The organism is Streptomyces sp. NPDC002181, assembly GCF_042890485.1.
Classification (GTDB): Bacteria; Actinomycetota; Actinomycetes; order Streptomycetales; family Streptomycetaceae; genus Streptomyces.
The window spans coordinates 71,294-93,605 of sequence record NZ_JBIASC010000011.1 but is presented as its reverse complement, the minus strand read 5'-3'; the positions used below and the strand labels follow the sequence as shown (position 1 = coordinate 93,605).

The window sequence follows — 22,312 nt, the reverse complement described above, 5'->3', positions numbered from 1 at the left end:
TGCGGGCTCAGACCGATTCGGCCGGGCCGCCGCCCCCCAGCTTGGACAGGTCCAGGACGTCCGCGCCCTCCGGCAGGGACGTGTCGACGGGCGTGCCGAAGGCGGAGAAGAGGACCTCCCCGGTCTCGTCCCCCGAGACGGTGGACTTCAGGACGTACGGAGTGCCCTGGGTGGCTATGTAGTCGGTCTCCGTGCCCTGCTTGGCCGCCGTGACGACCGCCAGCGCCTGCTTGCCGTCGATGGTGACCGTCTCGCCCTTGCGGGCCAGCGGGTTGGGCCGGTCGCCGCCGCCGGTCAGCTTGTCCAGATCGCAGATGTGGCCCATCGCGGCGGCCTTGGGGTCCGAGACCGGCATCTTCAGCCAGCGGTCGGCGAGCATCGTGACCATCGCGTCGGTCTGCTTCTTGGGCGTGTGCTTCTTCGCCGCCGCACCCCGCCAGTAGTCGGCGTCCCCCTTGAAGTGGATCAGCTCGGTGGACTTGACGAGGTCCACCTTGCCCATGCCCTCGTACCGGATCGCGCCGTTGCAGCTGCCCTTCTTGTCGAGGGAGAGGTCGAACTCGACGGGGGTGCCGTCATCGTGCATCTTCGCGACGACACGGGCCGATTCGACCTTGCGCATCGCCTCGTGCGACTGGCTCAGGATCTCGGCGCCCGACAGGTCCGCGAGCATGCCGGTGCCCTTGCCGGCCCCCTTGCCCTTCGCGGCCGGTGCGGGCGTGGCCCCGGCCGACGCCGACGCGGCGGCGCGGGCCGCCCGGCCGATGTCGGCGGCCTTGCTCCCGCCGACCGGCGCGCAGGCCGTCGTCAGTCCGAACAGGGCCGTCGTGGTCAGCACCGACACCCCGATGCTCCGGCTTCGCATGTGGATTCCCCCCTGGAACGACAACTCGACTGCCGAGGTTAGTCGCCGCCGGTCAGGGGGCGTCCGCGATTTCCGCGCGCCCCCGCCGGCCCGCGTCCGCCGGGAGGTGTGCGGCGACCCTGCAACGGTTGCGCACATCCCCTCACTGGCGGCCGGAAACGCTGTATACGCTCAGACCCGAAACTTCGTCGACACGGTCCGTCAGGAGCAGCGATGCACGGCCCCGGCCTCCCGCCGCAGCAAGGCCCCCAGCCCAGTACCGGGGGAGTCGTGGCACTGCGCGTGCTGTTCGCCCTGCTGCCCGTCCTGAGCTGCGGCTTCCTGGGCTGGGCCACGCTGTTGCGGCTCGCGGTCGTCACCCGCAAACCACGCGACTGGTGGCTGCTGGGCCTCAACTGCGCGCTCTCCGTCGCCTCGATCGCCCTGATCGGCGCCGACCCGACGCCCGAGACCAACGGCTGGCAGGGCAATACGGGCGCCTTCGGCATCATCATCACCGGGTTCCTGACCTGCGTGTACTTCCTCGTCGCCGACATCCAGCACCACGCGGGCCGGGCGGCCGCCCCGACCGCCGCCTGGTACCCGGCGCAGAGCGCGCCGTACGTACCCCAGCAGCAGCCGCAGCGCCCGGCGTACGGGTACCCGCCGGCGCAGCAGCAGACGCCCGTGCCCACACCCGCGCCGGCCCCCGCCCCCGCACCGGCCAACCCGCCGCGGATCGGGCAGGTCCGCGCCGAACTCGACGAGCTGAGCGAACTGCTGCGCAAGCAGACCCCGCACCCGCAGAACCCGAACTCCCCCGGCAACGACGGTGAGGGCCCGGCCCGGTGACGGACGACGGCCGGATCATCGGCGAGCGCTACCGCCTGGCCTCCGTCCTGGGGCAGGGCGGCATGGGCCAGGTCTGGACGGCGTACGACCAGCGGCTGGACCGCCGCGTCGCCGTCAAGCTGCTGCGCCCCGACAAGGTGGCGGGCCCCGGCTCCGTCGCCGACGAGCTGCGGCGCCGCTTCGTACGCGAATGCCGGGTCACGGCGCAGGTGGACCACCCGGGGCTGGTCACCGTCCACGACGCGGGCAGCGACGGCGACGAGCTGTTCCTCGTCATGGGCCACGTCGAGGGCACCGACCTCGCCGACCACCTCGCGCAGCACGATCCGTACCCCTGGCCGTGGGCGGTCGCCGTGGTCGCGCAGCTGTGCGGGGTGCTGTCGGCCGTGCACGCGGTGCCGATCGTGCACCGCGACCTGAAGCCGCGCAATGTGATGGTCCGCCCGGACGGCACGGTACTGGTCCTCGACCTCGGCGTCGCCTCGGTGATGGACACCGACACCACCCGCCTCACCAGCACCGGCACCCCGATCGGCAGCCCGGCGTACATGGCGCCCGAGCAGGCGATGGGCGGGGCCGTCGGCCCGTACACCGACCTGTACGCCCTCGGCGTGCTGCTGTACGAACTCCTCAGCGGCAACGTCCCGTTCGCCGGGTCCACCGCCCTCGGCGTCCTGCACCGCCACCTGTACGAGCCGCCCGTCCCGGTGCGCCGGCTGCGCCCGGAGGTGCCGCACCAGCTGGAGGCGGTCCTGCTGCACCTGCTGGCGAAGGATCCGCAGGACCGGCCGGCCTCCGCGCAGCACGTGTACGAGGCCCTGGCCCCGCTGCTGCCCAAGCAGGGCACCCCGACGGGCACGCTCGACCCGACCCGCCCCTTCCTGCGCCCGCACGCCCCCTGGCCGGACCGCGCCGCCACCATCCCGCCGCAGCCGACGACGCCGCCCACGCCGCAGACCCCGCCCAAGCCGGACATCCCGGCTGCGGTGGACGAGGCCCGCAGCCTCCTGGAACAGGGACGCCTCACCCAGGCCGTGGACATCCTCGGCGGGATCCTGCCGGCCGCGGCGGCCGAGCACGGCGAGCACTCCACGGTGGTCCGCTCTCTGCGCAAGCAGTACGCGGCCACGCTGATGGACGACGGCCAGTACCGCCGGGCCCTGCCCGAACTGCGCCGCCTCGCCGACGAGTTCCCGGCCGGCGACCCCCAGTCCCTGCGTTTCCGCTACGACGCGGCGCAGTGCCTGGAGCAGCTGGACGCGCCGGGAGCGGCCCTGGCCGAGTACCGCGCACTGCTCCCGCTGTTCGAGAACCACTACGCGAACCCGGACCCGGGGCTCCCGCTGGAGGTCCGGCGGCGGATAGCGCACCTGCTGCTCTCCATGGGCGAGCGGCCGGCGGCCCACGACACCCTGGCCCGCCTGCTGTTCGACGCGGACCGCATCCACGGCCCGAACCACCCCTTCTCCACGGAGGTCCGCCGCACCCTGCACTGGCTCAGCCAGGTCCGCTGAGCCCGCCGCGGCCCGGTCCCCGGCAGCCCGGACCCCGGGACCCGGCGGCTCAGACCCTGGCCGGGGCGAGCTCCACGGGTGCGCCGGCCTCCGGCCCGTGCGGGCCGGCGCCGTTGCCGGTCCGCCGCCCGCGGCGGCGCTCCGCCAGGAGCAGCCCGGCCAGGACCAGCAGGGCCGCTCCCGCGACCGCCGAGCCCGGCACCAGACCCGGAGGACGGAACGAGCAGCTGATCGTGGTGGTGCCGGGGGTCAGCGGGACGGAGACCAGGCCCAGGTAGGGCGTGGCCGGCCGGCCGTTGCAGCTCCAGCCCGCGATCGCCGGGGAGGAGAGGACGGCGGTGCCGGTGGTGCCCGCGGGCAGCGCGGCGCTGACGGTCGAGGAGCCGACCCGCAGCCCCGTGGGAGCCGATGCCCGCAGGGCGGCGACCGCCGGGTCCAGGCGGGCGCGGTCCAGGCAGGACAGGGCCCAGCGGGGCGGCTGCGGAGCGTCGAAGACCAGGGCAGAGGAAGCCCCCCGGGAGGCGCCCAGCGGCTGGAGGGCCGCCCGGTTGCGCGGCGCGTTGCCGTTCAGGCGGAAGGCGCGGCCGTCCGCGAGGCGGGCCGTCGCGTTGTACTCCGGGGCCCACAGGTAGGCCTCGGTGCCCGCGCGGCACACCCCGGGCGCGACGGGGTCCTCGTACACCTTGGCGCCCAGCAGCAGCTCCTGGTTGGCGAACGGGGGGCCGCCGAACGGGCCGTACGAGGGTGCGGGGCCCGCCGGGCGGATCGTGACGAGCGGCGCGACGGCCTCCGCGCGGCCGATCGTGCCGTCGGGCCGCAGCCGTGCGCCGACCGCGAAGAGCGCGTCCGTCACCGGGTTGTCGATGCTCTGCACGTTGCGCCCGCGCGAGGTCCAGCCCGCGCCGAGCGCCACCATCGTCCGCGTGAACACGTCCGGGGTGTGGCTGCTGTAGTAGGCGCCGCCCTCCCCGCCCAGCAGCAGCGGGTCGTTGCCCGTCAGCGCCGGCCGGCCCGGGTCCGTGCGGTACGCGGGCCAGCCCTCGGCGCCGGCCAGGGCCGCGGAGCGCGCGGCGTGCGCCGTGCCCCACGAGGGGTAGTCGTCCAGACCGCCCAGCTTGCCCTTGTGCCCGAACGCCGTGGTCGCGGCCGCCTGCCCGATCAGTACGAGCGCCAGCACCCCGGCCGCCGGGAGGAGCAGCCTGCGATGGCGCAGGGACCACCAGGCCGCCGCCGCCAGGGCCAGGCCGCCGCAGAAGAGCGCGAGGCCCCAGGCCGTCGCCAGGGTGCTGCCGCTCGCCGCGACGGCCGCCGCGGCCAGGACCGCCGCCCCCGCCGCCAGCTCCCGGAGCCCCGGCAGACCGGCCGCCAGCCCGGTCCACGCGGCGATCACGGCCACCCCGGCCAGCACGAACGTCTGCCGGTACGGGCTGCCGTTGGGGGTCGCGAAGACGTGCCAGGCCAGATGCGTCGGCGTCCATTGGAAGGAGAGGAGCACCGCGGCCGTCAGCCCCGCCCAGCACAGTCGGGTGCGCGGCGGCACCGCCGTGTGGAACGGCAGGGCCGCCACCAGCAGCAGCGTCCCCGTGCCGACGAAGAGCGCCGGTGAGGAGAAGGAGTACGTGGCGGGCAGCAGCCGCGCGAACAGGTCCGGCCAGGACACGGGGTCGAACTGCCGCGACCACCCCGGGTAGGCCTGCTTCGAGCTCAGGAAGAGGGGCACCAGCACCGGCGCGGACAGCGCGATGCCCAGCAGGGTCGTCACGGCGCCCCGGACGAGCACCGCCAGCCGCTCCCGTACGCCCTCGCGCGTCAGCACCACCCGTACCAGGAGCACCAGGGCCGCGCCCAGCGTCGCCATGTAGGCCGTGTAGAAGTTCGCCGTCCAGGACACCGCCACCACCAAGGCGGCGAGGGCGGTCCGGCGCCCGCGCAGCGCCCATTCACCCGTCAGACACAGGAGCGGGAGGGCGATCAGCCCGTCCAGCCACATCGGGTTGTACGAGGCCTCGATCACCGACCAGCCGCACAGCGCGTACGAGGCCCCCAGCAGGCCGGCCGCCCACCACGGCCCGCGGCGCTGCGTGCGCAGCAGCCAGGCCATCGCCGCCGCGGCCGCCGCCGTCTTGAGCACCGTGACGACGTACACCGCGAGGTCGATGTCCTCGCGCGGGAAGAGGGCGACGAGCACCGCGAAGGGACTGGAGAGGTAGGTGCCGAAGTCGGGCAGGAAGCTGGTCCCCAAGCCGGACTGCCAGTTGAGCAGCATCCCGCCCTCCGCGCGCCCGTGGAGGAGGTCCCACAGGTGGGCGTGGAAGGGGACGAACTGGTTGCCGAGGTCGTTGATGCTGCGGTGGCGGTGTCCGTACGGGAAGACGCGGGCGACCGCGTCCCCGGCGCAGACGGCCACCACCGTGATCAGGGAGGCGAGGGCCGAGCCGCGCAGGCTCAGGCGGCGCGGCGAGCGGTGCGGTGTCGACATGGTGGGCCGACCTTGGCACCGCCGGTGGACCGGAGGATGGCCGCGGGGTGACCGTGGCATCAACAGATGCGCACCCCGACGCCGCGCGAATCGTTGGTCGAACCAGTGGCTCGGATCACCTCCACTGCATACCATCGATCACCGCACGGCCCTTGTGCACCGACGCACAATCTCCCGGCCCTGGAGGCTCCTTTGCACCGTCGCACTGCGCTCTCCGTCTCCGCCGCCCTGCTCGTGGCGGCCCCCTTGCTGTCCGCCTGCTCGGGCCAGGCCCGGCCCGGCACCGCGGCCGTCGTCGGCGGCGAACGCATCACCACCTCCGCGCTCCAGGCCCAGGTGGGCGATGTCCGCGCCGCGCAGAACCGGACCGGGGCCACCGCGGCCCAGCTGATCCAGTCCTCGCCCGGCCTGGAGCGGGTCAAGCTCAACAAGATGATCCAGACGATCGTGCTGGAGCGGGCCGCGGAGGACGCGGGGGTCAGCGTCAGCGAGAAGGAGGTCCAGGACTTCCGCAAGGCCCAGCTCCAGCAGGCGGGCGGAGCCGAGAAGCTGACCGCGGCCGCCCTGGAGCAGGCCCAGCTCGCACCCGGACAGCTCGACGCCGACGCCCGCTTCAAGCTGCTGCGCGACAAGCTCTTCGACCACTACGGCAGCCAGGACAAGGCCGTCGGGAAGCTGGCGTCCGCCGCGAAGACCCTGCACATCGAGGTGAACCCGCGCTACGGCGTCTGGGACGCGCAGCAGATCGTGCTCGGCGACCAGGACACCCCCTGGATCGTCCAGCGGACCCGGCCCGAGCAGGCCCCCGCCGGAGCCTGAGCCGCCCGGGGGCACCCCGGCCGGAGGCTGGGGGAGGAGGTAGGTTCGGAGGGTGACCGACCACACCGCCGAACCCGCCCCCGCCGTGCCCGCCCCGGCCGGACCCGCCCCGTCGGGACCCGTCCCGGCCGGACCGGCCGGCGCCACGGCCGCCGGCCGGATCGTCCTGCTGACCGCGAGCCACCGGGTCGCCCCCGGCCTGCTGTCCTGGCCGGCCTGGCAGGCCCTGCACGCCGCGGACCGGGTGCTGTGCGCCGACCCGGGCCACCCGCAGCTGCCGTACCTGCGCGAGGCGGGCGTCGAGGTCGAGCACGAGGTCCCCGACGCGCACGCGCTGGTCGAGGACTGCGCCGGCGGCCGCACGGTCGTGGTGATCCCCTCCGGCGAGGGCGACCGGCGCCTCACCGACGGGCTGGCCCGGCTCGCCGGCTCCGGCCGCGTCGACATGCCCGACCTCGAACTGCTGCCGGGCTCGTACGACCTGCCCGGCGCCCGCCTGCTCGACCTGGTCCAGGTGATGGACCGGGTCCGCCGCGAATGCCCCTGGACCTCGCGCCAGACCCACGAGGGACTCGTCAAGTACGCCACGGAGGAGGCGTACGAACTCGTCGAGGCCATCGAGGACGGAGACCGGGAGGCGCTGCGCGAGGAGCTCGGCGACGTACTCCTGCAAGTGGTCTTCCACGCGCGGATCGCCGAGGAGCACGGCGACGAGCCGTTCTCCATCGACGACGTGGCCGGCGGCCTCGTCGAGAAGCTGGTCCACCGGCACCCGCACGTCTTCGGGGACGCGGACGCGCAGACCCCGGAGGACGTCAGCGCCCACTGGCAGCGCACCAAGGCGGTCGAGAAGCAGCGGGAGTCGGTCACCGACGGGATCCCGCTGGGCCAGCCCGGACTCGCGCTCGCGGCCAAGCTCGCCGGGCGGGTCCGTACGGGCGGGGTGGCGGTCGAACCGCCCCGCGGCGAGGGCATCGGGTACGAGCTGCTGGAACTGGCGGCGCGCGCCGAGGCGGCGGGCATCGACCCCGAGACGGCGCTGCGCGCGGCGGCCCGCGCCTACCGGGACGCGATCCGCGCCGCCGAGGGCGTCGGCAGCGGCGGGGAGTAGCGGGGAGTACCGGGGAGCGGCGCGCACGCCTACCGGGGCGCGCGGCCCGACGGGTCGTGCCAGTGCGGTTCGGGACGGGCGAGGAACCACTCGCCGAAGCCGAGGGGCCGGCCGCCGGGGCCGTGGCCGGTGCCCGCGGCGGGCACCGGGTCGTGGAAGATCCTGCCCGGCGGGGCGCCCAGCTCCGTCAGCACCTGCACCGTCTGTTCGACGAACCGCGGCGGCCCGCTGAGGTACACGTCCTGCTCGGGCCACATGGCCCGGTGGCCGAGCGCCGTCGCGAGCCGTCCGGTGGCCTGGTCGCGGTGGAGCCCGGGGGCGGGCGTGATGTAGGTGACGCCGAGCCGGCCGATGGCGGCGGCGTACTCGTCGATCAGCGGGCGGTCGTACAGGTGCGCCGCGTCCCGGGCGACCACGAAGAGCCGTACGTCCTGATCGGGAGGCCGCCCGGCGAGTTCCTCCACCATGGCCCGGACCGGCGCCCAGCCGGTACCCGCCGCGATGAGGGTGACCGGCCGGTCGGCGCGGCGGAAGGTCAGCTGCCCTCCGGCCGCGCCGAGCCGCAGCACCTCGCCGGGCCGCACCTCGCGGACCAGGGCGGTGCTGAGCCGGCCGCCCTCGACGCGGCTCACGTGCAGGTCGAGGGTGCCGTCCGGGCGCGGGGCGTTCCCGATGGAGTACGTGCGCCAGGTCCTCGGGACCCGCTCGCAGCTCACGCTCGCGTACTGGCCGGGGAGGTGGGGGAAGGGGGCGTGCGGGCGCAGGGTCAGCACCGCCACGTCCTGCCCGTACTGGAGGTGGCGCACGATCTCGGCGTCCCACCAGGGCGGGTCCTCGCTCGCGGCGGCCCCGGCCATCATGGCGTCGGCGATCACCTGGTACGCCTCGGACCAGGCCTTCTCCACGGTCGGGGTCCAGGCCTCGCCGCAGGTGCGGGCGAGGGCGGCGAGGAGGGAGGTGCCGAGGGCCGCGTAGTGCTCGGGGCCGGCGCGGAACTTGCGGTGGTCGCGGCCGAGGTCGTGGAGATAGGGGAGCAGGCTCTCCTCGCCGAGGCGGGCGACCACGTGGGTCAGCGCGGTGAAGAGCCGGTCGCGCTGGCGTTCCATGTCCGCGGGGGAGGCCGGGAAGAGCTCACGGATCCCGGGGTTGTGCCAGAAGAGGTGGGAGTAGAAGTACTTGACCGCGTGCTCGGCCCTTCTCTCCACCACCGCGAAGCTGCTCTTCAAGATCCTCACATCCACAAGACCGAAAGTAGGAACGCCGGGGAACGCGAGGTCAAGCGTCGGCGGATCTACGGACAGCCGCGGCGAACCACCCATATGGGATGGCGGCGGGCGGGCGGGATACGGTCAGCGGGTGCACGAGCCGACCCCCGCAGACCCCGCAGCCCCCGCCGTCCCCGCAGCCCCCGAAGACGGCGCTCCTCCCCAGGGCCCGACCCTGTTCGACTGGGAGTTCGCGACCGATCCGTACCCGGCGTACGCCTGGCTGCGCGAGCACTCCCCGGTGCACCGCACCAAGCTGCCCAGCGGGGTCGAGGCCTGGCTGGTCACCCGGTACGCCGACGCCCGCCAGGCCCTCGCCGACCAGCGGCTCAGCAAGAACCCGGCGCACCACGCGGAGCCGGCGCACGCCAAGGGCAAGACCGGGATCCCGGGGGAGCGCAAGGCGGAGCTGATGACGCACCTGCTGAACATCGACCCGCCGGACCACACGCGGCTGCGGCGGCTGGTGTCGAAGGCGTTCACCCCGCGCAGGGTGGCCGAGTTCACCCCGCGGGTGCAGGAGCTGACCGACCACCTCATCGCGCAGTTCGAGGGCCGGGGGGAAGCGGACCTCATCCACGAGTTCGCCTTCCCGCTCCCCATCTACGCCATCTGCGAGATGCTCGGCGTACCGCGCGAGGACCAGGACGACTTCCGCGACTGGGCCGGGATGATGATCCGGCACGGCGGCGGCCCGCGCGGCGGGGTCGCCCGCTCCGTGAAGCAGATGCGGACCTATCTCGGTGAACTCATCCACCGTAAAAGGGATGATCTGGGCAATGACCTGATTTCGGACCTGATCCGCGCGAGCGATCACGGCGACCACCTGACGGAGGCCGAGGCCACCGCGATGGCCTTCATCCTCCTGTTCGCCGGATTCGAGACGACCGTGAACCTCATCGGCAACGGCGTCCACTCCCTCTTCATGAACCCCGATCAGCGCACCCGCCTCCAGGACTCCCTCGCAGCCGGCGAGAGCGCCCTGCTGGAGACCGGCATCGAGGAACTGCTGCGCTACGACGGTCCCGTGGAGCTGGCCACCTGGCGGTTCGCCACCGAGCCGCTGGCCCTCGGCGGCCAGGAGGTCGCGGCGGGCGATCCGGTGCTCGTCGTCCTCGCCGCGGCCGACCGCGATCCCGAGCGGTTCGCCGATCCGGACACCCTCGACCTCTCCCGCGGCGACAACCAGCACCTCGGGTACGGGCACGGAATCCACTACTGCCTGGGTGCTCCGCTGGCACGACTTGAGGGACAGACGGCGCTTGCGACTTTGCTGACGCGTCTGCCGGATCTGGAACTCGCTGTTCCGCCCAACGAGCTTCGCTGGCGCGGGGGTCTGATCATGCGTGGCCTGCGCACTCTTCCCGTCAAGTTCACAGCCCGAAACCCCTGAACTCTCTTTGACCGGAAGTCAGCCCCCGTCAAGAGTTGTTACTCGCATGCTAAGACGGCTAGGTTCTGCCGTTACCCAGCCGTTATGCGAAAGGTGCAGCTCATGCGTTCCGGGAACGGCCGCCACAGACGCCCCCGCCAGGTACCCGCGATAGTCGTCACCGCCGGAGTCACCGGTTCCGCGTTGGCCCTGCCCCTGCTCGCCGCCACCGGCGCGAGCGCGGCCGAGGCCTCCACGTGGGACACGGTCGCCGAGTGCGAGAGCGGCGGCTCCTGGAGTGCCAACTCCGGTAGCGGGTCCTACGGCGGACTCTCGTTCACGCAGGAGCAGTGGAACGCCTCGGGCGGCCGGGAGTTCGCCGAGCGCCCCGACCTCGCGAGCCGCTCGCAGCAGATAGCCGTCGCCGAGCGCGTACTGGGCACCCAGGGCCCCGAGGCCTTCGGGCACTGCTCGGAGACGGCAGGACTGACCCGGCAGGGCCCCGCGGCCGCCGTGGACCCGGGCCTGCCCGGCACGCTCGGCCCGGTCACCACGAGCCCCTCGCGCCCCGACGACTCGGTCCCGGCCGGCGCTTCCGGCGTGAAGCCGCAGGACTTCGGCGCCCCGACCCCGTCCCCGGTCTTCACGCTTCCGCCGGCGCCGCTCGCGCCGAACAGCGGACTGCCCGTCATGCCCGACCCGGACGTGCCGTCCACCTCGCCGAGCGCTCCGGTGCTCCCGGGCACCCCCGGCGACCCGACGGCCCCGGGCACCCCGACGGCGCCCACCGACCCGACGGCCCCCTCGACGGGCACCCCGACCACGCCCGGCAGCCCGGACCCGACCGCTCCGGTCTCCCCGGCCGACCCGAGCGCGCCTGCCAACCCCTCGGCCCCGGGCACCCCGGGCGCCACGACCGACCCGGCGGGCATCCCGGACCCCTCCGGCACCGGCAAGCACCGTGGTACGCCCGCTCTTGAGGCGCCCGCCACCTCTGACGCGGCGTCGGATCCCTCGTACACGGTCCAGGCGGGCGACAGTCTGGCGACCATCGCTTCTGCCAAGGGGGTCAAGGGCGGCTGGAACGCGCTGTACCAGGCCAACGAGCAGGTCATCGGTAATGACGCCGATCTGATCAAGCCCGGTCAGAATCTGGATCTAAGTTAGAAATAGCGGCACTTCGGACACCCGGAAAAGGCTGAATGTCCGTTATCTGCAAGTGAGACATGTGTCTCTTCCGGTCAACTGGCGTGTCCCGCCTGGAGCCTTCCGCAAACCCCGCCCTCACCTGCGCAAACACCCGCAAGGAGGGCGCAAGTAGGGCCCGTTTCTCCCCGGTGTTCCTCGTTGAACATCGGGGAGAGACCTGTCTACCTTCTGAGTCGCCCGCCACCGCGGGCTCCTTCGACCGCATCGCCGAATCCTGCCGGCGGACGGGGGGAACAGTCGTCGCGTCAAGCGCCGAAGGCAGGAGCGGGGGAACCAAGGTAGGCGCCGGGACCGGCCGTTGAGAGACGGCCAGGAAACGGCTAGGGGTTAAGTCGTGCGCCACGTCGCACGGCCGGGCACTCATCAGCCCGAACCCGACAGCTCACCTCGTAGGCGTCGGTGAGGAGAACTCCATGCTGATTTCCGGCAAGGGCAAGCACCGTCGCGCCTCCAAGGCCGCTCGCATCGTCACGCTCGCCGGTGTCACCGGCGTCGCCGTAGCCGCCCCCCTGATGGCGGCCGGCTCGGCCTCCGCCGCCACCGCCTCCCAGTGGGACGCCGTGGCGCAGTGCGAGTCCGGCGGCAACTGGTCCATCAACACGGGCAACGGCTACTACGGCGGCCTGCAGTTCTCCCTCCAGACCTGGCGAGGGTACGGCGGCCAGGGCATGCCGAACCAGGCCTCCAAGTCGCAGCAGATAGCCATTGCCGAGAAGGTCCTCAAGGGCCAGGGCAAGGGCGCCTGGCCGGTCTGCGGCAAGGGCCTCTCCAACTCCGCCTACAACGGTGGTGGCGCGACCGACACCCCGAAGAAGACGGAGACGAAGACCGAGACCAAGAAGACCCAGCCGAAGAAGACCGAGCCGAAGAAGGAGACCAAGCGCGAGAGCTCCGCGCCGGTCACCCGCTCGGAGCGCGCCGAGGCCCCGGTCGTGAAGACCGGCAACGGCTCGTACGAGGTCAAGCCGGGCGACACCCTGGGCACCATCGCCGAGGCCAACGGCGTCAAGGGCGGCTGGGAGAAGCTCTTCGAGCTCAACAAGGACATCGTCTCGGACGCCGACCTCATCTTCCCGGGTCAGATGCTGAAGCTCAGCTGAATCCTGCAGTGACGACCGCGGCCGCCCGAGCGGCGCCGCGGCAGCCCGACCGCCCGGCGCGTCTTCCCCTCACGCGCCGGGCGGCGGCATGTGCGCCGCCGGTCAAGGGTCCTATGTACCGGAAGGCGGGTATTCGGGCCCTTTTTCGTCCCAGGGGGCGGGCGGTCGGCCGGCCCAGTGCCCGGAGCCGGTTAGGCTCTAGGCGGCGGGGCCATCCCACGGCCCGACATGCCACCGCACACCCAGCGTCACATCCCAGAAGGAGATGCTCGTGCCGTCCATCGACGTCGTCGTAGCCCGGGAAATCCTGGACTCCCGAGGCAACCCCACGGTCGAGGTCGAGGTGGGCCTCGACGATGGCAGCACCGGCCGTGCTGCTGTTCCGTCCGGCGCCTCCACCGGTGCCTTCGAGGCCGTCGAGCTCCGCGACGGTGACCCCAACCGTTACATGGGCAAGGGTGTCGAGAAGGCCGTCCTCGCCGTCATCGAGCAGCTCGGCCCGGAGCTCGTCGGCTACGACGCCACCGAGCAGCGCCTGATCGACCAGGCCATGATCGACCTGGACGCCACCGAGAACAAGGGCTCCCTCGGCGCCAACGCCATCCTGGGCGTCTCCCTGGCCGTCGCGCACGCCGCGTCCGAGGCCTCGGACCTCCCGCTCTTCCGCTACCTCGGCGGCCCGAACGCGCACCTGCTGCCCGTTCCGATGATGAACATCCTCAACGGCGGTTCGCACGCGGACTCCAACGTGGACATCCAGGAGTTCATGATCGCCCCGATCGGCGCGGAGTCCTTCTCCGAGGCCCTTCGCTGGGGTGCCGAGGTCTACCACACCCTCAAGAAGGTCCTGCACACCAAGGGCCTCTCCACCGGTCTCGGTGACGAGGGCGGCTTCGCGCCGAACCTGGAGTCCAACCGCGCCGCGCTCGACCTCATCGTCGAGGCCATCAAGCAGGCCGGCTACGTCCCGGGCAAGGACATCGCGCTCGCGCTCGACGTCGCCGCGTCCGAGTTCTACAAGGACGGCAAGTACGAGTTCGAGGGCCAGTCCCGCTCGGCCGCCGAGATGACCGAGTACTACGAGGAGCTCGTCTCCGCGTTCCCGCTCGTCTCCATCGAGGACCCGCTGTTCGAGGACGACTGGGCCGGCTGGAAGACCCTCACCGACCGCCTGGGCGCCAAGGTCCAGATCGTCGGCGACGACCTCTTCGTCACCAACCCGGAGCGCCTGGCCCGCGGCATCGAGGAGGGCTCCGCGAACGCCCTGCTCGTGAAGGTGAACCAGATCGGTTCGCTGACCGAGACCCTCGACGCCGTCGAGATGGCCCAGCGCAACGGCTTCAAGTGCATGATGTCGCACCGCTCCGGCGAGACCGAGGACGTCACCATCGCCGACCTCGCCGTCGCCGTGAACTGCGGCCAGATCAAGACCGGCGCCCCGGCCCGCTCGGACCGCGTCGCCAAGTACAACCAGCTGCTGCGCATCGAGGAGATCCTCGACGACGCCGCCGTGTACGCGGGCCGCTCCGCCTTCCCGCGCTTCAAGGGCTGATCACGGCCGCGCCCTCCGGGGCTGGCCTCCGTACGTCCCCGCACTCGGTCCCGTACCGTGTGCGGGGACGTATTGCGTGGCGCGTACCGCGCACCCAGGGACAGCAGGGACACAGGGGAGGCGGGATCAATGGCCGGGAACCGGGATCGGTTCTCCACCTTCTCCACCGCGACCAGGCTCAAACAGCTCGGTGAGCGGACCGCCGCCCACGTCTACCGTTCGCAGACGCGCCGTCAGGTCCGCCGCAGCCGGCTCACCGGCCGCGCCGCGCTCCTGGTGCTCGTCCTCTGTACGCTGGTCGTCGCCCTCGCGTATCCGATGCGTCAGTACGTCTCCCAGCGCTCGGAGATCGCGGAGCAGCGGCGGGCCGCCGAGGCCGCGGGCCGGCGCCTCGAACGGCTCCGCGACGAGAAGGCCCGCTGGCAGGACAACGCGTACGCGGAGCAGCAGGCGCGCAAGCACCTGCACTTCGTCCGCCCGGGCGAGATCAGCTACATCATGACCGACCCCGGGGCCGGGGCCGCCGAGCGGCACCGCACCGGAGCGGCCGGATCCGACCGGCCCTGGTACTCGAACGTCTGGGACGGCGTCGACAAGGCCGACCGCCCCGGCGAGTGACGAGCACCCGCACCCATCCACGAGAACGAAGAGACTTCCTCCAGGCATGCAGACGCCCCCGCCCCAGACCGACCGGACCGAGCCGACCGACGCGGACATCGACGCGTTCCAGCAGCAGCTCGGCCGCCCGCCGCGCGGGCTGCGCGCCATCGCCCACCGCTGCCCCTGCGGTCAGCCGGACGTGGTGGAGACCGCCCCGCGCCTCCCCGACGGCACGCCCTTCCCGACGCTGTACTACCTCACCTGCCCGCGCGCGGCCTCCGCGATCGGCACGCTGGAGGCCAACGGCGTGATGAAGGAGATGCAGGCCCGGCTCGCCGAGGACCCCGAGCTCGCCGCCGCTTACCAGGCCGCGCACGAGGACTACATCCGGCGCCGCGACGCCATCGAGGTGCTCCAGGGCTTCCCGAGCGCCGGCGGGATGCCGGACCGGGTGAAGTGCCTGCACGTGCTCGTCGGCCACTCGCTGGCCGCCGGGCCGGGCGTGAACCCGTTCGGCGACGAGGCGCTGGCGATGCTGCCGGAGTGGTGGGCGAAGGGCGCGTGCGTGACGCCGTGCGCGCAGAAGGCGGAGCAGAAGGAGTCGCAGGCGTGACCCGCGTCGCGGCCGTCGACTGCGGTACGAACTCCATCCGCCTGCTCGTCGCCGACTGTGACCCCGCCACCGGCGAGCTGGTCGAGCTGGACCGGCGGATGACGATCGTCCGCCTGGGCCAGGGCGTGGACAAGACGGGCCGGCTGGCCCCGGAGGCGCTGGAGCGCACCTTCGCGGCCTGCAGCGAGTACGCGGCTGTCATCAAGGAGCTGGGTGCGGAGCGCGTGCGCTTCGTGGCGACCTCGGCATCGCGCGACGCCGAGAACCGCGAGGAGTTCGTCCAGGGGGTCCTCTCCATCCTGGGCGTCGAGCCCGAGGTGATCTCCGGCGACCAGGAGGCGGAGTTCTCCTTCGTCGGCGCCACCAGGGAGCTGACGGGCACCACCCACATGGAGAAGCCCTTCCTGGTGGTGGACATCGGCGGCGGCTCGACCGAGTTCGTGGTCGGCGAGGAGCACGTACGGGCGGCCCGCTCGGTCGACGTGGGCTGCGTCCGGATGACCGAGCGCCACCTGGTGGTGGACGGGGCGGTCACCGACCCGCCGACCGCGGAGCAGATCGCGGCCATACGGGCCGACATCGAGGCGGCGCTGGACCTGGTCGAGCAGACGGTCCCGCTGACCGAGGCGCGCACCCTGGTGGGCCTGGCCGGCTCGGTGACCACGGTCGCCGGGATCGCCCTCGGGCTGCCGGAGTACATCTCCTCCGAGATCCACCACGCCCGGATCCCGTACGAGCAGGTCCGCGAGATCACCGACCGCATGCTGACCTCGGTGCACGCCGAGCGCGCGGCGATCCCGGTCCTCCACCCGGGCCGGGTGGACGTGATCGGCGCGGGCACCCTGGTCCTCCTCGCCATCATGGAGCGCACCGGAGCCCGGGAGGTCGTCGTCTCGGAACACGACATCCTCGACGGCATCGCCTGGTCCATCGCCTGACCGCCGGTTCTTGCCGTGGAGGGGGTGTTTCGAAGGTCGCGGAGGGGCCTTCGGAGGGGCTTGCGGGGGTCTTGGGTCCCCTCGTCCACAGAAAGTTCGTGAAGTTCTTCACAAGGAAAAGAGGCCTGATGGGCCGCAGGGAGGGTCCTTCGGGGCGCTCGGCGGGCCATCGGGCCTCTTTCGTCCGAGCGTTCGTGCGAAATGAGGGCGCCGCCCGACCCCGTGGGTAGGTATCCACCAACCCGGTGGTCTACTCCGCTCGCGGGCCTGGAGGCCAGTTCAGGACGGGTGAACAACGAATCCTGTGACAGCCTGGTTCCCGTTGCGCGCCATGACCTCCGTCACGTGGGCCGCGCAGTGTAGCAGAGGCCCTCCGTCACCTTGTGAAGGGGCTCACGAGCGTCACCCCTTGGGGTGCTGGATACTCGTTCCATGAGCACCACGGAGCGTCCCAGGATCCTCGTTGTAGGAGGTGGGTACGTAGGCCTGTACGCGGCCAAGCGGATCATGAAGAAGATGCGCTATGGCGAGGCGACCGTCACGGTCGTCGACCCGCGGTCGTACATGACCTACCAGCCCTTCCTCCCCGAAGTGGCCGCAGGCAGCATCTCGCCTCGGCACGTCGTCGTCCCGCTGCGACGCGTGCTGCCCAAGGCAGAGGTTCTCACCGGCCGGGTCACCAGCATCGACCAGGACCGCAAGGTCGCCGTCGTCACGCCGCTGGTCGGCGAGGCGTACGAGCTGCCTTTCGACTACCTGGTGATCGCGCTCGGCGCCGTCTCCCGCACCTTCCCGATCCCCGGCCTCGCCGAACAGGGCATCGGCATGAAGGGCGTCGAAGAGGGCATCGGCCTGCGCAACCACGTCCTTGAGCAGCTCGACAAGGCCGAGTCCACGACGGACGAGAACGTTCGCCGCAAGGCCCTCACCTTCGTCTTCGTCGGCGGCGGCTTTGCCGGTGCCGAGACGATCGGCGAGGTCGAGGACATGGCCCGCGACGCCGCGAAGTACTACACCACCATCAAGCGCGAGGACATGCGCTTCATCCTGGTGGACGCGGCCGACAAGATCCTCCCCGAGGTCGGGCCCAAGCTCGGCACCTGGGGCAAGGAGCACCTCGAGTCCCGCGGCATCGAGATCTACCTCAACACCTCGATGGACTCCTGCGTGGACGGCCACGTGGTGCTGAAGAACGGCCTTGAGGTCGACTCCGACACCCTCGTGTGGACCGCCGGCGTCAAGCCGAACCCGGTGCTGGCCCGCTACGGCCTGCCGCTGGGCCCCCGCGGCCACGTCGACACCGCCCCGACCCTCCAGGTCCAGGGCACCGACTACATCTGGGCCGCCGGCGACAACGCCCAGGTCCCGGACGTGGCGGCCCGCAAGGCCGGCGTCGAGAACGCCTGGTGCCCGCCGAACGCCCAGCACGCGCTGCGCCAGGCCAAGGTCCTCGGCGACAACGTCATCTCGGGCATGCGGGGCTTCCCGCAGGCCGAGTACTCGCACTCCAACAAGGGTGCGGTGGCGGGCCTCGGCCTCCACAAGGGCGTCGCGATGATCGTCATGGGCAAGACGAAGATCAAGCTCAAGGGCCGGCTCGCCTGGTACATGCACCGTGGCTACCACGGCATGGCCATGCCGACCTGGAACCGCAAGATCCGCGTCTTCGCCGACTGGACCCTCGCCATGTTCCTCAAGCGCGAGGTCGTCTCCCTCGGTGCGCTGGAGACCCCGCGCGAGGAGTTCTACGAGGCCGCCAAGCCGGCGCCGGCTCCGGCCGCCGCCGCAGCCCCGGCCGCGAAGGCCAAGGCCTCCTGACCCGGGCCTGACCGGCAACTCCTCCAGTACGTCCCCGAAGGGGCCGCCCGCCATCCGTGGTGCGGGCGGCCCCTTCGGCGTGCGCCCAGCGGGTGCCCCGGCCCGACCCGGGGCTGCCGTAGGCCTGTTCGGGGTGTCGTCCGATTGAGCGCTGCCCGAAATGGGTAGGCCGTTCGGTCGGATCATTACTGGAGGTGCCTACGATGACCGAAGCCGCGCCGCGGCTGGCCGCTCTCGCCGAAACCCTGCTGGGCGCCCCCCTGCCCGTCCGGATTCGCGCCTGGGACGGCAGCGAGGCCGGACCGCCCACCGGACCCACCCTGGTGCTGACCAACCGCCGCGCCCTGCGCCGCGTGCTGTGGCGGCCGGGTGAACTGGGCCTGGCCCGGGCCTGGGTCGCGGGGGACCTGACCGTGGAGGGCGACCTCTTCGACATGCTGGACCGGGTGGCCGGGCTGCTCTGGGAGCGCGGCTCCGCGCCCGCCCCCGAGACCCCGCAGGCCCTGCGCCGCTCCGGCCTCGGCAAGCTCGGCGTACTGAGTTCCCACCTGCCGCAGCTGCCGGACCGGACCGCGGGCGCGGCCCAGGCGGCCGCGCTGCTGCGCGACCCCGAGGCCCGGGCCGCCCTGCGCGAGCTGGTCGCCCTGGCCCGGCCGTGGCCGGCGCCCGCGCCGCCGCCCGAGGAGGCGCCGGGCCGCCGCAGCGGCCAGGCGCACAGCAAGACCCGCGACAAGCAGGCGATCAGCCACCACTACGACGTCGGCAACGAGTTCTACGAGCGCGTCCTCGGTCCCTCGATGGTGTACTCCTGCGCCTACTGGAACCCCGGCTCCACCCTGGAGGCGGCCCAGCACGACAAGCTCGACCTCGTCTGCCGCAAACTGGGCCTCCAGCCCGGCCTGCGGCTCCTCGACGTCGGCTGCGGATGGGGCTCCATGGCCCTGCACGCCGCCCGGGAGTACGGGGTCCACGTCACCGGCGTCACCCTCTCGCGCGAGCAGGCCGTGTACGCCCGCAAGCGGGCCGCGGAGGAGGGCCTGGCCGACCGGGTCGACATCCGGATCCAGGACTACCGGGACGTCAAGGACGGCCCGTACGACGCCATTTCGTCCATCGGCATGGCCGAACACGTCGGCGCCGCGCGCTACCGCGAGTACGCCGGCGACCTGTACGCCCTGCTGGCCCCCGGCGGCCGGCTGCTGAACCACCAGATCGCCCGTCCGCCGGAGCCGGACGAAGAGGCGTACCGCATCGACGAGTTCATCGACGCCTACGTCTTCCCCGACGGCGAACTCTCCCCGCTGGGCACGACGGTGGGCGAGCTGGAGCGGGCCGGGTTCGAGGTCCGCGACGTGGAGGCGCTGCGCGAGCACTACGCGCTGACCCTGCGCGCGTGGGTGGCGCGGCTGGAGGAGCACTGGGACGAGGCCGTACGGCTGACCTCGCCGGGCCGGGCCCGGGTCTGGCGGCTGTACATGGCGGCCTCGGCGCTGGGCTTCGAGCGCGGCCGGCTCGGCGTCAACCAGGTCCTCGCGGTGAAGCCCGCGGCGGCCGGCCGCTCGGGGCTGCCGCTGCGGCTGCGCACCTGGGGCGCGTAGCCCCGTACATACGGGAAGGGCCCCGGGGCGTGTGCCCCGGGGCCCTTCCGTGTCCCTGCCGTGAACGGCGTGCCCTACTCCGTCTTGATGGCGGTCAGCATGTTCAGCCGGGCCGCGCTGCGGGCGGGCCACATGGCCGCCAGGACGCCGACCACACCGGCCAGCAGGAGGAAGACACCGATCCGGCCGTACGGGATGACCAGCTCGTAGTTCGGGATGGACTTGCTGAAGGTGGTGCCGACGGCCCAGGCGAGGAAGACGCCGACGCCGATGCCGAGGATCGCGCCGAAGAGCGAGATGACCACGGCCTCCAGGCGGATCATGTTCTTGACGCGGCTGCGGTCGAGGCCGATCGCCCGCAGCATGCCGATCTCCTGCTTGCGCTCGAAGACCGACATCGCCAGGGTGTTGACCACGCCGAGCACCGAGATGATCAGCGCCATGCCGAGCAGGCCGTACATGATGTTCAGCGCGACGTTGACCATGCCGCCCATCTCGTTGCGCATGTCCTGCTGGGTGGCGACACCGATCGCCGGGTTGTTGCCGAGCGCTTCCCGGACGGCCTTCTCGCCGGCCTTCGAGTCCCCGTCGGCGGCGTTGACGTACACCTCGGGGATGTACTGCTCGTCCGCGTGCGCGCTGAGGATCTTGTCGTCGAGGACGTACGGGGAGAGCAGGCCCTCCAGCTCCTTGTAGACCGCGCCGACCTTCAGCGAGCCCTTCTGGCCGTCGTCGTACATGACCTCGAAGGTGGAGCCGACCGACAGCTTGGCCTTCGCGGCGGTCTTCTCCGCGACGGCGACCTCGCCCTTGCCCAGGCTGCTCAGCGAACCGCTGACCACGTCGATGTTGAGCATCTGGCCGATGGCGGCCGGGTTGACGCCCGAGGCGGCGTTGAAGTCCTCGCCGATCTTCAGCCCGCCGGCGGTCTGCGGGGAGACGGCCTTGATGCCGGGGGCCTTGGCGAGGGTCTCGGCGACGGACTTGTCCAGGCTGCCGATGCCGCCGTTCATGGTGACCTTGTAGTCGGCCTTGATCTTGTCGGTGCTCATCCGGTCCACGGCCTTGCCCATGGTGATGCCGACGACCGAGAGCGCGGTGACCAGGGTCAGGCCGATGGCCAGCGAGGCCGCCGTGACGGCCGTACGGCGCGGGTTGCGCAGGGCGTTCTGCGCGGCCAGCTTGCCGGGGACGCCGAAGACCTTCTGCAGCGGCGGCCGCAGGGCCGAGATGACCGGCCGCGACAGCAGGGGCAGCAGCACGATCAGGCCGAGCAGCAGGAAGAAGGCTCCGCCGCCGATGACCATCCGGCCGTCGCCGCCCATGGAGACGCCGAGCATGACCACGCCGATGCCGATCAGGCCGAGGACGCTGCCGATGACGTTGCGCAGGACGAGCGACTTCGCGGTGGCCGGGAGGTGGGCGCTGCCCATGGCCGCGACCGGGGCGATCCGGCCGGTGCGCCAGGCGGGCACCAGAGCGGCGAGGACGGTGACCAGGACGCCGATGACCAGGGCCGCGACGATCGTGGTCGGGGCGACCACCAGCTCGCCGGCCGGGATCTTGGCGCCCAGGGAGTCCATCACCGAGCGCATGCCGACCGCGAGGCCGATGCCGGTGACGAGGCCGATCGCGGCGGAGATGACGCCGACGACCAGGGCCTCGGAGAGCACCGAGCGCATGACCTGGCCGCGGTTGGCGCCGACGGCGCGCAGCAGGGCCAGCTCCTTGGTGCGCTGGGTGACCAGCATCGTGAAGGTGTTGTAGATCAGGAAGACTCCGACGAAGAGGGCGATGAAGGCGAACATCAGCAGCATGGTGTTCATGCCGCTCATGCCCTTCTCGATCTCCTTGGCCTGCTCCTTGGCGAGCGCGGCGCCGGTCTGGGCCTTGGTGTTCTTGCCGTCGAGCAGCGGCTTGACGTCGGCGAGCAGCTGGTCGGCGGAGGTGCCGGCCGCGGCGCTGACGGAGAGCTCCTCGTAGTAGCCGGGCTTCAGGTACAGCTGCTGGGCGACGGCGGTGTCGAAGAGGACCAGGCTGCCGCCCGCGTTGACGGAGCCGTCCTCGGTGGTGAACACGCCGACGAGGGAGTACTCCTTGACCGGGCCGTTGGTGGCGACGCGGACCTTGTCGCCGACCTTGTACCCGCCCTTGGACGCGGTCTCCTTGTCGAGGGCGATCTGGTCGTCCTTGGCCGGGCCGGCGCCGTCGGTGAAGGTGTAGCGCGGGTCCTTGCCGTCCTTGACGGGGACGTAGTTGGAGCCCTTGTTGGCCCAGCCCTGTCCGATCAGCTTGCCGTCCGCGTCGCCGACGCCGGCGAAGCCGGACACCCGGCCGCTGACGGCGTCGACGCCCTTGACGGCCTTGACCTTGTCGAGGGTCTGCTGGCTGATGCCGGGCTCGCCCTCCTTCTGGCCGTTCTGGTCGCGCGTCTGGCCGTAGGAGGTGACGGAGACCGCGACGCCCTCGTAGCTCTTCGCGGACTGGCCGCTGAGGGCTTTGCCGAGGGTGTCGGTGAAGACGAGGGTGCCGGAGACGAAGGCGACGCCGAGGACGACGGCGAGCACCGTCATCAGCAGCCTGGCCTTGTGCGCGAGCACGTTGCGCAGGGCGGTACGGAACATGGTG

Annotated in this window: 17 protein-coding genes and 1 riboswitch; of the genes, 13 read left to right on the top strand and 4 right to left on the bottom strand. The window is 72.2% G+C overall.

Annotation, left to right across the window (positions count from 1 at the left end; genetic code table 11):
- Positions 1 to 7: 7 nt before the first annotated feature.
- Complete coding sequence (locus ACFYXV_RS24950; protein ID WP_385473413.1) at positions 8 to 865, bottom strand: hypothetical protein; 858 nt, start codon at positions 863 to 865, stop codon at positions 8 to 10.
- A gap of 270 nt (positions 866 to 1,135) precedes the next feature.
- Between ACFYXV_RS24950 and ACFYXV_RS24945 the strand changes: the two genes are divergently transcribed.
- Both ACFYXV_RS24945 and ACFYXV_RS24940 read left to right on the top strand, forming a co-directional pair.
- The gene (locus ACFYXV_RS24945; protein ID WP_385473410.1) at positions 1,136 to 1,696 is read left to right on the top strand and encodes a hypothetical protein; all 561 of its coding nucleotides are present in this window, start codon (positions 1,136 to 1,138) and stop codon (positions 1,694 to 1,696) included.
- Positions 1,693 to 3,210 carry a protein kinase gene (locus ACFYXV_RS24940; RefSeq protein ID WP_385473407.1) on the top strand — a complete coding sequence of 506 codons (1,518 nt, stop codon included), beginning with the start codon at positions 1,693 to 1,695 and terminating at the stop codon, positions 3,208 to 3,210. The genes ACFYXV_RS24945 and ACFYXV_RS24940 overlap by 4 nt, the downstream gene beginning before the upstream one ends.
- Positions 3,211 to 3,259: 49 nt before the next feature.
- On the opposite strand, the gene ACFYXV_RS24935 is transcribed toward ACFYXV_RS24940, so the two are convergent.
- Positions 3,260 to 5,689 (bottom strand): YfhO family protein, encoded by a 2,430-nt coding sequence (locus ACFYXV_RS24935; RefSeq protein ID WP_389384074.1) that lies wholly within the window; start codon positions 5,687 to 5,689, stop codon positions 3,260 to 3,262.
- Between the two features lie 192 nt (positions 5,690 to 5,881).
- Between ACFYXV_RS24935 and ACFYXV_RS24930 the strand changes: the two genes are divergently transcribed.
- Together ACFYXV_RS24930 and ACFYXV_RS24925 are read left to right on the top strand one after the other, a co-directional pair.
- The gene (locus tag ACFYXV_RS24930; RefSeq protein ID WP_385473401.1) at positions 5,882 to 6,508 is read left to right on the top strand and encodes a SurA N-terminal domain-containing protein; all 627 of its coding nucleotides are present in this window, start codon (positions 5,882 to 5,884) and stop codon (positions 6,506 to 6,508) included.
- A gap of 52 nt (positions 6,509 to 6,560) precedes the next feature.
- Positions 6,561 to 7,619: a nucleoside triphosphate pyrophosphohydrolase gene (locus tag ACFYXV_RS24925; RefSeq protein WP_385473398.1), complete on the top strand. Its 1,059-nt coding sequence runs from the start codon at positions 6,561 to 6,563 to the stop codon at positions 7,617 to 7,619.
- Positions 7,620 to 7,648: 29 nt separating this feature from the next.
- On the opposite strand, the gene ACFYXV_RS24920 is transcribed toward ACFYXV_RS24925, so the two are convergent.
- On the bottom strand, positions 7,649 to 8,854 hold the full coding sequence (locus tag ACFYXV_RS24920) for a globin domain-containing protein (RefSeq protein ID WP_389384073.1): 1,206 nt from the start codon (positions 8,852 to 8,854) through the stop codon (positions 7,649 to 7,651).
- Between the two features lie 121 nt (positions 8,855 to 8,975).
- Between ACFYXV_RS24920 and ACFYXV_RS24915 the strand changes: the two genes are divergently transcribed.
- The 9 genes from ACFYXV_RS24915 to ACFYXV_RS24875 all read left to right on the top strand — a co-directional run bounded on the left by ACFYXV_RS24915 (position 8,976) and on the right by ACFYXV_RS24875 (position 19,684).
- Positions 8,976 to 10,277 carry a cytochrome P450 gene (locus ACFYXV_RS24915; RefSeq protein WP_389384072.1) on the top strand — a complete coding sequence of 434 codons (1,302 nt, stop codon included), beginning with the start codon at positions 8,976 to 8,978 and terminating at the stop codon, positions 10,275 to 10,277.
- A 102-nt stretch (positions 10,278 to 10,379) separates the two neighbouring features.
- Positions 10,380 to 11,423 (top strand): transglycosylase family protein, encoded by a 1,044-nt coding sequence (locus ACFYXV_RS24910; protein WP_389384071.1) that lies wholly within the window; start codon positions 10,380 to 10,382, stop codon positions 11,421 to 11,423.
- A gap of 282 nt (positions 11,424 to 11,705) precedes the next feature.
- Positions 11,706 to 11,876, top strand: a riboswitch (cyclic di-AMP (ydaO/yuaA leader).
- Positions 11,877 to 11,878: 2 nt separating this feature from the next.
- Complete coding sequence (locus ACFYXV_RS24905; protein ID WP_385473387.1) at positions 11,879 to 12,565, top strand: transglycosylase family protein; 687 nt, start codon at positions 11,879 to 11,881, stop codon at positions 12,563 to 12,565.
- Between the two features lie 265 nt (positions 12,566 to 12,830).
- Positions 12,831 to 14,117, top strand: coding sequence for a phosphopyruvate hydratase (gene eno, locus ACFYXV_RS24900; protein WP_383338130.1), 1,287 nt, complete (start codon positions 12,831 to 12,833; stop codon positions 14,115 to 14,117).
- A gap of 129 nt (positions 14,118 to 14,246) precedes the next feature.
- On the top strand, positions 14,247 to 14,735 hold the full coding sequence (locus tag ACFYXV_RS24895; protein ID WP_385473384.1) for a septum formation initiator family protein: 489 nt from the start codon (positions 14,247 to 14,249) through the stop codon (positions 14,733 to 14,735).
- 46 nt (positions 14,736 to 14,781) lie between these two features.
- The gene (locus ACFYXV_RS24890) at positions 14,782 to 15,330 is read left to right on the top strand and encodes a DUF501 domain-containing protein (RefSeq protein WP_048479115.1); all 549 of its coding nucleotides are present in this window, start codon (positions 14,782 to 14,784) and stop codon (positions 15,328 to 15,330) included.
- Positions 15,327 to 16,268 carry an exopolyphosphatase gene (locus ACFYXV_RS24885; RefSeq protein ID WP_385473381.1) on the top strand — a complete coding sequence of 314 codons (942 nt, stop codon included), beginning with the start codon at positions 15,327 to 15,329 and terminating at the stop codon, positions 16,266 to 16,268. Before ACFYXV_RS24890 ends, ACFYXV_RS24885 begins: the two co-directional genes overlap by 4 nt.
- Positions 16,269 to 16,700: 432 nt before the next feature.
- The gene (locus tag ACFYXV_RS24880; RefSeq protein ID WP_030865901.1) at positions 16,701 to 18,086 is read left to right on the top strand and encodes an NAD(P)/FAD-dependent oxidoreductase; all 1,386 of its coding nucleotides are present in this window, start codon (positions 16,701 to 16,703) and stop codon (positions 18,084 to 18,086) included.
- Positions 18,087 to 18,289: 203 nt separating this feature from the next.
- On the top strand, positions 18,290 to 19,684 hold the full coding sequence (locus ACFYXV_RS24875) for a class I SAM-dependent methyltransferase (protein ID WP_389384070.1): 1,395 nt from the start codon (positions 18,290 to 18,292) through the stop codon (positions 19,682 to 19,684).
- Positions 19,685 to 19,758: 74 nt separating this feature from the next.
- Here ACFYXV_RS24875 and ACFYXV_RS24870 read toward each other — a convergent pair whose 3' ends face one another.
- Complete coding sequence (locus tag ACFYXV_RS24870; RefSeq protein WP_389384069.1) at positions 19,759 to 22,308, bottom strand: ABC transporter permease; 2,550 nt, start codon at positions 22,306 to 22,308, stop codon at positions 19,759 to 19,761.
- Between the last annotated feature and the right edge of the window lie 4 nt (positions 22,309 to 22,312).

Bases quoted from the DNA above. Each gene is read 5' to 3' on its own strand.
- ACFYXV_RS24950 (WP_385473413.1), bottom strand. From the start codon at position 865: ATGCGAAGCCGGAGCATCGGGGTGTCGGTGCTGACCACGACGGCCCTG.
- ACFYXV_RS24935 (WP_389384074.1), bottom strand. From the start codon at position 5,689: ATGTCGACACCGCACCGCTCGCCGCGCCGCCTGAGCCTGCGCGGCTCG.
- ACFYXV_RS24910 (WP_389384071.1), top strand. From the start codon at position 10,380: ATGCGTTCCGGGAACGGCCGCCACAGACGCCCCCGCCAGGTACCCGCG.
- ACFYXV_RS24905 (WP_385473387.1), top strand. From the start codon at position 11,879: ATGCTGATTTCCGGCAAGGGCAAGCACCGTCGCGCCTCCAAGGCCGCT.
- eno (WP_383338130.1), top strand. From the start codon at position 12,831: ATGCTCGTGCCGTCCATCGACGTCGTCGTAGCCCGGGAAATCCTGGAC.
- ACFYXV_RS24895 (WP_385473384.1), top strand. From the start codon at position 14,247: ATGGCCGGGAACCGGGATCGGTTCTCCACCTTCTCCACCGCGACCAGG.
- ACFYXV_RS24890 (WP_048479115.1), top strand. From the start codon at position 14,782: ATGCAGACGCCCCCGCCCCAGACCGACCGGACCGAGCCGACCGACGCG.
- ACFYXV_RS24880 (WP_030865901.1), top strand. From the start codon at position 16,701: ATGAGCACCACGGAGCGTCCCAGGATCCTCGTTGTAGGAGGTGGGTAC.
- ACFYXV_RS24875 (WP_389384070.1), top strand. From the start codon at position 18,290: ATGACCGAAGCCGCGCCGCGGCTGGCCGCTCTCGCCGAAACCCTGCTG.
- ACFYXV_RS24870 (WP_389384069.1), bottom strand. From the start codon at position 22,308: ATGTTCCGTACCGCCCTGCGCAACGTGCTCGCGCACAAGGCCAGGCTG.